This window comes from Streptomyces sp. NPDC059037, assembly GCF_042740015.1.
Lineage (GTDB): Bacteria > Actinomycetota > Actinomycetes > Streptomycetales > Streptomycetaceae > Streptomyces.
The window spans coordinates 1-7,793 of sequence record NZ_JBHYIG010000389.1; the positions used below are offsets into that span (position 1 = coordinate 1).

The 7,793-nt window shown below is 64.8% G+C and carries 6 protein-coding genes and 1 pseudogene; all 7 read right to left on the minus strand.

Features of this window, described 5'->3' with window-relative positions; translation table 11 throughout:
• Nucleotides 1–111 precede the first annotated feature (111 nt).
• The 7 genes and pseudogenes from ACFWY6_RS42720 to ACFWY6_RS42750 all read right to left on the minus strand — a co-directional run bounded on the left by ACFWY6_RS42720 (nucleotide 112) and on the right by ACFWY6_RS42750 (nucleotide 7,585).
• Nucleotides 112–1,194 (minus strand): AAA family ATPase, encoded by a 1,083-nt coding sequence (locus ACFWY6_RS42720; protein ID WP_384702482.1) that lies wholly within the window; start codon nucleotides 1,192–1,194, stop codon nucleotides 112–114.
• Nucleotides 1,195–1,473: 279 nt separating this feature from the next.
• Entirely contained in the window at nucleotides 1,474–1,992 is a 519-nt protein-coding gene (locus ACFWY6_RS42725) for a hypothetical protein (RefSeq protein ID WP_384702485.1), read from the minus strand.
• A 567-nt stretch (nucleotides 1,993–2,559) separates the two neighbouring features.
• Nucleotides 2,560–2,628 (minus strand): annotated as a pseudogene (locus ACFWY6_RS42730) (hypothetical protein); the annotation flags it as partial.
• A 149-nt stretch (nucleotides 2,629–2,777) separates the two neighbouring features.
• The gene (locus ACFWY6_RS42735; RefSeq protein WP_384702488.1) at nucleotides 2,778–3,191 is read right to left on the minus strand and encodes an SsgA family sporulation/cell division regulator; all 414 of its coding nucleotides are present in this window, start codon (nucleotides 3,189–3,191) and stop codon (nucleotides 2,778–2,780) included.
• A gap of 117 nt (nucleotides 3,192–3,308) precedes the next feature.
• Nucleotides 3,309–3,479, minus strand: a complete 171-nt coding sequence (locus tag ACFWY6_RS42740) for a hypothetical protein (RefSeq protein ID WP_384702491.1) — start codon at nucleotides 3,477–3,479, stop codon at nucleotides 3,309–3,311.
• Complete coding sequence (locus ACFWY6_RS42745; protein WP_384702494.1) at nucleotides 3,476–4,630, minus strand: hypothetical protein; 1,155 nt, start codon at nucleotides 4,628–4,630, stop codon at nucleotides 3,476–3,478. Before ACFWY6_RS42745 ends, ACFWY6_RS42740 begins: the two co-directional genes overlap by 4 nt.
• 156 nt (nucleotides 4,631–4,786) lie before the next feature.
• Entirely contained in the window at nucleotides 4,787–7,585 is a 2,799-nt protein-coding gene (locus ACFWY6_RS42750; protein ID WP_384702497.1) for a UvrD-helicase domain-containing protein, read from the minus strand.
• Between the last annotated feature and the right edge of the window lie 208 nt (nucleotides 7,586–7,793).

Sequence of the window (7,793 nt, forward strand, 5' to 3'; positions counted from 1 at the left end):
GGGGTACTGGGGCTGGGTCTAACGCTGATTTCTGTACCGCACGGCGTGCCCCGGCCCGCCACCCCCGGCGGCCCCGGGTGGGGCCCCGGGGCGGTTCGGATGGGGGCGTCCTCAGAAATCGATGGAGTACTTCGGGGGACGGCGCAGGATCACCGCGGCGGCACGCAGGTCCTTCTCGTCGTTGGGCGACCTGTCGTCCTCGTCACGGAGGTCGGTGAGCGTGAAGGCTCCATCCGGGAGCTGGTAGCCGTCCTCGGACGGGACGGCGTCGTGCATGCGGAACTGCAGCCCGGTGCCGCTGTCCCAGTCGTTGATGGTCTGCAGGCTGTCGCTGTTGAACAGATCGACACGGCCATCGAAGATATCGGTGTCGCCGTTCTTCCAGACGATGTGGGCCTCGATTCGCGAGCCGTCGTGCTCGCTGCGCTTGATGTTCAGGTCACCGATCACCTCAGCGAACGACTCGCCCAGGCGCAGCTCGAAGGCGATCGCCCGCAGGTGGTCGAAGTTGATGTCGTACTTCCGGGAGAAGTCGACGATCTCGGCCACCTGCTTCTCGGCCACTCCGGGCACCTGGTCGCGCAGGTAGGTGGCCACCATCTCGGGCTCGGGGTAGGCGAAGCGCATGTGGTAGTGGAAGCGGCCGGGACGGTTGAGCATGTAATCGTTGACGCGGTGCAGCTCGTTGACCGACAGAACGTAGAGGCGCTTCGTCGTGCTCAGCCCGTCGAACAGACTCAGGAACTGGTTCTGCGACTCGTCGTCCTCGTTGGAGAAGATCTTCTCGAACTCGTCGAAGACGACGACAACTTCGCCCAGCTCGTCGAGGAAGGCGGCGAGCCCTGGCATGTCGTGCTGTACGAGCACGGTGGGCAGGTGGTGTTCATCGCGCATCTGCTCGGCGAGCAGTCGGAGCATGAGGCTCTTACCCATACCCTTGTCGCCGGAGAGGATGACGCCGAGCGAGCGGTCCATGGCGGAGTAGCCGGTAACGATCCGCTGTACACGGGAGGCGTGGTTGCCGTAGACGGTCTCCTCGGCGGATGCCAGCGGCTCCGTCTGGCGCAGGCTGTAGCCGGCCACCTTGGAGAAGGAGATCGTGTAGGTGGCCACGGGCAGGTCAGCGAAGGTCTGCACGGAGTCCCCGTAGAGGCGGAACTCCCCGCCGGAGGCGACGATCGTGGATGCGGGCATGAAGACTTCTCGCTTTCGCGGGAGTATGTGGGTGGTGGTGGCAGCACAGCGGTGCTCAACGGATGGGCAGCGCGCTGCTGTCCGAGCGGTAGACGCCTTTGCCCTCATCGAGCGCGGACTCGGTGAGGGTGACGGTGGCCGGCATCAGGCGTGTTGGCGGCGCGGCGCCAGGTTCGCGGCGGGGTTGAACGTCACTGGTCTCCGCGGCCGCGTGGTCGTAGGGTCCTGCGTCATGCCGCGAGTCGACGCAGGCCCGGCGATATCCCTGGGTCGTTCAGTTCAGAAGCGGTCGCCGATGTCGACGCTGTCGTACTCCTCGCGCGAGACGGTCTCCCAGTCGGTCGCATTGCCGTCCTTCAGCCGCAGCTCCCACTTCGCGGGTGTCTTGTATCCCTTGAAGACGCGCACGGTGGTGGTCCCGCACGGTGCAGAAGGGCTGCCCTTGTCGGGCGTGCGGGCACTCGGTGTCGAGCGGGGCGGGTTCTTCTTCGAGGTGTCGGTGCGCGGCGGCTGCGGTGCGTCCGGCTGGTCATCGCTCGTGTCAGTGGGCGGCTTGGGCCGGGGCTTGGGCCCCGGCTTGGCGAGCGTGGTCCGGAGCATCTGAGTACGCGTGAATCGGCAGGGGGCCGGCCGCTCGATCTGATCGTAGACGGGGCCTTCGGCGGCCCGGCTGCGCTTGTCGATGACCTTGCCGTGGTCGAGGTCGGTGTCGGGGTCCGCGCATCCGGCGAGGGTGAGAGCTGTGGTGATGACGGTGGTCGCGGTCGCGATGACCGGCCGCACGGCGATGGAGCGCACGATGTGTCCTTAGGAGTGGTGGCGTTGGGGTACGGGAGGGGCGAGCGGCCGGTCGCGCGGTGGTCGAGCGGCCGCCCGTCGGGTGTCAGCTTCGGAAGGCCCGAGGCCAGACGGTTGTAGAGCTCTGCGTTCGACAGGGCCAGCGGGTTGGACCCGACGGCGCTGACGCCGGTGTTGCCCGGAAGACCGGAGAGGATGCTGAACTATCCCCCTTCGCCGAACGGGACGAACTCCCAGTGCACGTCCTCGTCCTGGGTGGACTGGAGGAAGTCGGTGGTCTCCACCACGTCCTACGGGGCGCCGTCAGTCTGGAAGACGACGAAGGCGGGCGTCGAGGCCTTGTATGCGCTGGAGGCGTGGTATTGGTCGAGCACGGCCTCCATGGCCGGGCGGTAGTGCGTTCCTCCCATGCTTCCCAGGGGAATTGTGCAGTTGGGCGATGCGACCTTGGTGGGCGCCGAGTTCGACGTCGACGAAGACCTGCCGACGCCGGAAGAGGCCGCCTCGCGCGATGGAGTGCATTCCGGTGGAGAAGAAGCCGACCGGGACCTTGCCGTCGTCGTCCAAGTGCGCGGACAGGCTGAGGATCTGGTCGCTCAGCCGCTGGACCGAGCCGTTGGCGAAGTAGTGCTCCATCGAGAGGGAGCGGTCGATTACGAGGTAGACGGCGGCACGGCCGCCGAGGCGGTCGTTCTTGCGGAGGCTGCTGCGCGCCGCTCGTGTGACATGGCGGCGCGGATCTTCTTGCGCTGGGCCCGTGGCGGGCGTGCGGGGCGGTGCTTGGCTCAGTGGGTCAGAAGCTCGTCGAGGAAGCTGTCGATGTTGACGGATTCAGACTCCCGACCTGCGGGGACGACCTCGAAGGTCTTGGCGAGCCATGCGTTCACGGAAGCTGCCGACCCTTCAAGGCGCGCGTATCCGCCGGGGGTTTCCAGTTCGATGCTGAAGCCGCGGTTTCGGTGAGGACCGATCGGAGTGATCTTCACGTCCCCGATGCCAGCGGGTGTGATGAAGCCCTGGGCAAGCAGTTCCCGGGCGAACGTCCACCGGACCACCTCGTCGGGCGTGACGTCAAAGGAGAACTGCACCGCGTACGGGTCGGAGTCCGTGTAGTACAGCCGCACGGGGACACATACACGCAAGTCCGGGTCGGCCACGAGCGACATGCGGATCTTCAGTTCCAGGCCGGGAAAGTCCATGGGTGGGTTCCTGTTCTTCGGCGGAAGAGCGTGGTGGAAGCGGGCGGCAACGCCCAGCGATACTCGAACACCGCCGTCCCGCCGAGGTCGTGAGGAGGACATGGCGGGTGCAATGTGCTACGCCTGGCGTTCTGCCAGGGCGTTGACGGCGAAGAGGACCTCGCCGTGGATGGCCCATTGGTCGAGGTGGTACCAGGCTTCGGCGTGGCTCTCGGCGAGCGGTTCGTCGTACACCTTCATGCCGGGTCGGGCGCCGGGTTGCGGGCCCCAGGCTGCGGGCTCTGTCATCTACTCGGGTCGGCGTAAGGGTCTCGGCCGCCAGACGCGCGGGCGTTGCGCAGGCCTCGACGGCGAAGAGCGTCGTGCCGTTGCGGGTCAACGGGCACGACCGTGGTGATGGGGTCCTCGTGCTCGGCGAGCAGGTCGAGACGGACCCAGTACGGCATGACGAACCGTGTGACCCGGTCGGCGCCGCCCCTGCCAACCCGGACCTTCTTGAAGTGTCCGGAACGCTGGTGAGGCGCCTGCTGGAAGCCCGAAGGGATGCCTTCGCCGTCGAGGATCCGTCCGGCCTGGCGGCGGGCCGCGTGCAGGGCGGGCCCGACCCGCCATCCGACCTCGACGAAGAAGGGGTCACGGTCCCGTAGCGAGGCCTTGGCACGCTTCTTATGGGTCGGCTTGATCACCGGAGGCTCGGCCACGTCGCGGTTGTCGCAGCAGAGATAGACCAGGATGCTCAGCGCGGGCTTCAGCATCGACTCGAACATGTCGTACACCGCGCCCTTGTCGGGCGAGCGTATCCAGCGGGCCTCGGCCCGGGCGGCCGCGAACTCGACCGCCTGGCTGAGCGTGAACTCTGCAAGGCAGGTGGGGAGGTTGAGCCGGACGTACGTCTGGTAGTTGACGTCACCGGTCTCCTCGTCGAGCAGGTCGATGACGAAGAGGAGGCCGAGGCCTTCGATGTCTTCGTCGGTGTACGTCTGGCGCTCGGGTATCTGGTTGAAGCCGTGGATGAAGAATCCGCGCACGAGGCCTTCGGACTTGCCGAAGCGCACCGGCCAAGGGTCGGGCAGAACGACGAGCGGGTTGATGTACGGGAGCCGGTCGAAGATGCTGCCGGGGAGCTTGTCGTACGAGGAGCGGTAGAGCTCGGAGGCCATGTGCTCGTTCAGGTCGAAGGTGACCCGCCCCCTGCGGGCCCACATGCGGTAGATGCCGACGTACGAGGCCTCATCGATGAGCACCGCGCGTTCGAGGAGCGTGAGACCGGCGGGGGCGTTGCGGGGAGGGGTGATGGCCCGGCCGTTGCAGAACTGATCGAGTGCAGGGGCTAGCCACACGTGATTGGCGCGCAGCGCGCTCTCGCGGTTCTGAAGATCCTTTACGAACACCTCGTTGATGTCGTGGGTCTTCAGTTCTCTGGCATGGCGGTTCGACATGGCGGGACACCTGTGGGCAGCGGCGGATTCGGCAGGACATCGGGACCAGGGCCCAGCGGGCTGTGTCATTTGGAGGGATGAGGTGTGGAAGACCGCAGGGGCAGGTGCCTCTCGTCGAGAACACCCGCCTCTGCGGCATGAGGTGGCGGCGGTTGGTCAGACGGCCGCGGTGACCGCGGAGCGGTCGTCGGCGCTGCTTGGAGCAGCGCTGTCGCTGTCGTCCAAGAGATCCGGATCGATGCCGAGGGCGCGAGCGGCGTTCTTCTTGTCGCGCTCGGTCAGAGCTGTCACGATCTGTTCGTAACTGCTCTGGATCGGCGGGTTCTTCACAGTGCCGTAGCCGAGTACGTACTGGCTCTTCATGGCACGGGTGAAGGCTACGTAGAACATCCGCTTGACGTCTTGGGACATCTTCGCGTCTTCCCTGTAGAGGACGACAACGTTGTCGAATTCGAGACCCTTGGCGCCGTGGATCGTCGAAACGACCAGGTCGGCCTTGGACTCGAGGTTCTTCCGCTTGCGCTCCTGGTTCTTCTGCTTGTTGATGTTCAGCTTCTGCTGGTTCCGCTGAATCTCGAAGGAGAGCAGGTTGTCGCGCAGCCGGTCGAAGAACGCCTCGCGTGTGAGCGTGCTCTGGTGGCAGAGCGCTACCCAGCCGTTGATGGCCGTGCTGTTCTCGATCCACCACTCCGAGATCGTGCGCAGGATCGCCTTCTCGACGTTGGCGTTGGCAGCGTTCTTCGTCAGCTTGTCCATGTTGTCCTTGATCCCCTGGGAGACCACGAACGGGGCGCTGGCCGGCGGTGCCTGCAGGACGTCGTTCCAGAAGAGCTTGATGTACTTCGAGAAGATGTCCGTGGCATAGACGCGATCGCTGACCAGAGAGGCGACCCGGCGGTTCGGGTAGCGCTTTTCGAGCACATCCTGGATCAAGGACACTTCGCGGCGCGAGTAGGCCAGGAAGGCCACCTGCTCGCCCCGGTCCAGGCAATTGTCCACGTAGTCGGGGATGACCGTGTTGCGCACGATCGCCTGTAGGTCCTGGGTGACGAACCCGGTGAGTCTGGCCACCTCGCGGTACTCCAGGGTGACCTTCTCCTGGAACGAGTCAGCCGTAGGCATGGCGAGCGAGTTCGCCTGCAGCTGGATGTTGGCGAACTGGTTGGTCTCCAGGCCGCCGAGCACGACGTTCGCGAAGTCCAGAATCTCCTGGTTGCTCCGGTAGTTCGTCGTGAGCTTGAAGGTCGCGAAGACCCCTGAGCCCTCCAGCGTGTTGAGCGCGCGCGGGTTCGCCGAGCGGAACTCGTACAGCGTCTGCGAGGCATCGCCGACGATGAACAGGGACTGAGCGTGCTTGGTGATGTACTTCAGCACGTAGATGAACTCAAACACGCTGTTGTCCTGCACCTCGTCGATGATGAGGTACTTCGACTGCACGTGGGCCGGCTCGGCCATGTGGTCGATCTTCTGGTAGCAGATGATGATCTGCAGCTCCAGCGACGTCTGCTCGATGCGGTCGAGCAGGGCGATCACCTCGTCGAAGTGGCTCTCGATGAAGGTGTTGAGAGCCGTGAAGGCACCGGTCCTGTTCTGGTCGACCTCCAGCAGGCGGTGGCGGAACGTCGCCGCGAACTGGCTGTTCGGGTAGAAGATGTCGATCGAGTTGATGATGGTGTCGATCGCCGAGACCTTGTGCCTCGGGTGGTTCATCGAGTAGATGTCGATGATCATCTTGGCGATCGTCATCGAGCCGACGTCCGGGTTCTTCTCCGTGATGTTGTCGGCAGCGGCGTTGGTGAACGAGAGCACCGTGATGTCCGAGGCGGGGACGCCGCAGGCTTCGAGGTACTTGATCCGTTCGAGGATCACGGTCGACTTGCCGGTGCCGGCTCCCGCCTGCGTCATCACCAGCGGCTCGTGCGTGGTGAGCGCGTCGAGCTGCTGCTTGGACAGATGGGGCGGCAGATTCGGAGGTGTGGTCGGCTGTGCAGGCACGATCAGCTGAGGCTTCATCTGCTCCAGGTGGTCGAGCGTGTGGTTCATGAGCAGGCTGAGGTTCTGCTTTGACAGCTTCGTGGAGATCTGGTCGGAGAAGGTCGCGCCCAGCTGCTTGTGGATCTGGCGGTAGGCCTCCAGCGGGACGTTGTAGTTTTCCAGGTAGCGCAGCTGGACGGCGAGCATGTTCAGCTGCTGCTCCGTCGGGCCCGCGGGCATGTCCTGGATGTAGCGGCAGACCTCGTCGGCAATCACCTCGGAGTCCCAGATCTGGGCCAGGCGCGTGATGCGCTCGTAGATCGAGTACTGGCGCATCCACGCGTCAAACTCATCGCCGAGGTTGGAGGCCGTCAGGCCGGCGGATGTGAACACGTCCTGAACGTAGTCACGGGCGTGCTCCAGCGGGCTGGTGTCCCACTGCAGGAAGACGGCGGCGTCGTGGTTGCCGTAGCCGGCCGAGCGCGAGACAGCGGTCGCGTACTCCGGGTCGGGCAACCCATTCTTGAAGAAGTACAGCTCCATCCGGTACTGGATGACGAGGTCGCGCGTGGACTTGCCGCCGGACTTGTCCTCGTAGAACACGAGCGCCTGCGGGGTCATGTCGAAGGCGACGTCCCAGTCGTCGAATCCGCTGGACGCGGTGTCGACAGCAAAGCGGTCGTCGGCGTGCGGGCTCGGCAAGGTGAAGGACCCGCCGGCGTTCAGAGCGCGGCGCGTGATTGGCGCGAGCGGGATCGACGTCGTGGTGATGTCATGCTGCGTCGAGCTCTGCTTGACCTCGATATCGGTGGCCATGGCGTAGGCGGTGTTGGTGGCAGTGTTGATCGGCAGCAAGGACTCGTTGAGCAGGCCGATCTTCTTGCCGTTGCCGGTGAGCTTCGAGGAGAAGAACTTCGGGTCGACGGCCTTCTGAGCAACGGCATTGGCCGAGAGGTCGAGATCATCAAGCAGGACAGGCATGTCGCTGCCTTTCTCCAGTGGGTCAATAGGCGGATCGAGAGACGTCAATATCTATGTCGTATAACGGCGCCAATAAGGCTTGAATAGTTAGTCGAATGCTTGAAGGTGAGCGAACAGCACAGCGACAGGGCTGGGCCATGGGGGCGCAGGTACGAACACGGGCGGGGCTCGTCGGCTGACGAGAGCCCCGCCCGTGTTCCTCTCAACC

Excerpts from the sequence above, each read along its gene's own strand:
- ACFWY6_RS42720 (WP_384702482.1), bottom strand. The coding sequence starts at position 1,194 with ATGCCCGCATCCACGATCGTCGCCTCCGGCGGGGAGTTCCGCCTCTAC.
- ACFWY6_RS42735 (WP_384702488.1), bottom strand. The coding sequence starts at position 3,191 with ATGGACTTTCCCGGCCTGGAACTGAAGATCCGCATGTCGCTCGTGGCC.
- ACFWY6_RS42740 (WP_384702491.1), bottom strand. The coding sequence starts at position 3,479 with ATGACAGAGCCCGCAGCCTGGGGCCCGCAACCCGGCGCCCGACCCGGC.
- ACFWY6_RS42745 (WP_384702494.1), bottom strand. The coding sequence starts at position 4,630 with ATGTCGAACCGCCATGCCAGAGAACTGAAGACCCACGACATCAACGAG.
- ACFWY6_RS42750 (WP_384702497.1), bottom strand. The coding sequence starts at position 7,585 with ATGCCTGTCCTGCTTGATGATCTCGACCTCTCGGCCAATGCCGTTGCT.